Annotated in this window: 2 protein-coding genes; one reads left to right on the top strand and one right to left on the bottom strand. The window is 42.7% G+C overall.

Annotated features, from left to right (window positions below; all coding sequences use genetic code 11):
* Positions 1-229 (bottom strand): Arm DNA-binding domain-containing protein (locus R7Q47_RS23785; protein ID WP_318089614.1); only part of this gene is annotated, 229 nt, incomplete at its 3' end.
* 575 nt (positions 230-804) lie between these two features.
* On the opposite strand from R7Q47_RS23785, the gene R7Q47_RS23780 reads away from it, so the two are divergent.
* Positions 805-1,608 (top strand): MetQ/NlpA family ABC transporter substrate-binding protein, encoded by an 804-nt coding sequence (locus R7Q47_RS23780; protein WP_276445212.1) that lies wholly within the window; start codon positions 805-807, stop codon positions 1,606-1,608.
* The last annotated feature ends 62 nt before the right edge of the window (positions 1,609-1,670 follow it).

Raw genomic sequence — 1,670 nt, 5'->3', positions numbered from 1 at the left:
CTTTCTCGCGAGCTTCTGTAAGAGTCATACTGCCAGCACGTGTACTGAATAAACCGATTGAGATAAATTTTTCTTTCTGTTGCTGGTAGTAGCGAAACACGAACTGCTTTTTCCCACTAGTGAAAATTTTTACTCCCAAACGCCCTGTACCTCGTTGACCTGATTGATCCCATAGATAATAGGAATTTTTACTACTGGTCGCGGATTGAATTTTAGTAACAGTTAACATTCTGATTTTCTCTTGTCTTTTTTGGCGAAGTTAACTTTCTAGGTCAACAGGCATAACCTAAAAGCAGCCAAAAATGATATTGACAGATTTCCTGCCTAAGCAAAGCTAGGTCAGTTAATGGGTCAGACAAGAGAAAAGTGACATGAAAATCAATGCAAACTAACGCAACAAAGACAAACAGATAAACATTTGAATTTAAAAGAAATTACCAAGCATTGCATACTCATAAAAATGAACCTGGTAGGACTCATAATCGATTGGTCCCCAGTTCAAGTCTGGGAGGGGCCACCAAATTTCGAAAGGCGAAGCAGGTTAGTACCTACTACGCCTTTTTTGTATCTGATGGTTTTAAGTGTTGCTATGGGTACACCGTTGGCACCTGAGCTCATCTTCTTATTCCCCTTGTAAACTCTCTTGCTTCAACCCTTTCAACTCTCTTAACCATCTGCTCGATAAAATTCGTGCTCTACAGCCCTTGTGACCTTCAAATGATCCCTCAATGTTTTAGTCGTTGACCGTTTATATATTCCTGATAGGATAGCCGTATGGACGTCTAAATACAAAATGGAGTTACGATGACAAATTTAGGTCACATCAAAAAGTTATCTTGGGTTCTCGCAGCTGCGCTCAGCTTAAGTGCCTGCGGAGAAAAAGATAATTCAGCAATCAAAGTCGGAGCTACGGTTGGGCCACATGCACAAGTAGTTGAAGCGGTAGCGAAAGAAGCGGCAAAGCAAGGGCTAAATGTTGAAGTCATCGAGTTCTCTGATTACGTGACACCTAACGCCGCGCTGAGTGACGGTAGCATCGATATTAACAGCTACCAACACCAACCTTTTTTGGATAACTTCAACAGCAGTCATAACTCTCAGCTCGTTTCAATTGGCCAATCTATCTTGATGCGCATGGGTATTTATTCCAATAAATACCGTTCGTTAGAAGAGTTACCAAACCGTGCCAGAATTGCCATTCCAAACGACCCAACTAATGGAGGCCGAGGGCTGTTACTACTCGCTGATGCGGGCTTGATTGAGCTTAAACCAGGTGTTGGCCATAAAGCCGCGTTAACCGATATTAAGAGCAATCAAAAAGAACTGGAGTTCGTTGAGGTAGATGCGGCGCAGCTGCCAAGAACGCTGGATGACGTTGATGCCGCAGCTATTACGATGAATTACGTGATGTCTTCAGGCTTAGACCCTAAGAAGCAAAGTATTTTCCTAGAGTCCAAAGACGCACCTCTCGCTGTTATGGTTATTGCGACTCGTGAAGCCGACAGAAACAACGAGGCTTACAAGAAGTTCGTTTCTATTTACCAATCCCAAGAAATTCGCGACTTCCTTGATAGCACTTTCAAAGGAACGATTGAACCTGCCTTTTAAGTAAGAATTAATCCTTGAGCAAGCTATCTTGCTTGCTCAGAGAGACAAAACGACAGAGGCTC

The organism is Vibrio sp. Vb0349 (genome assembly GCF_033338975.1).
This window is presented reverse-complemented; position numbering and strand designations above follow the sequence as displayed.

Excerpts from the sequence above, each read along its gene's own strand:
- R7Q47_RS23780 (WP_276445212.1), top strand. The coding sequence starts at position 805 with ATGACAAATTTAGGTCACATCAAAAAGTTATCTTGGGTTCTCGCAGCT.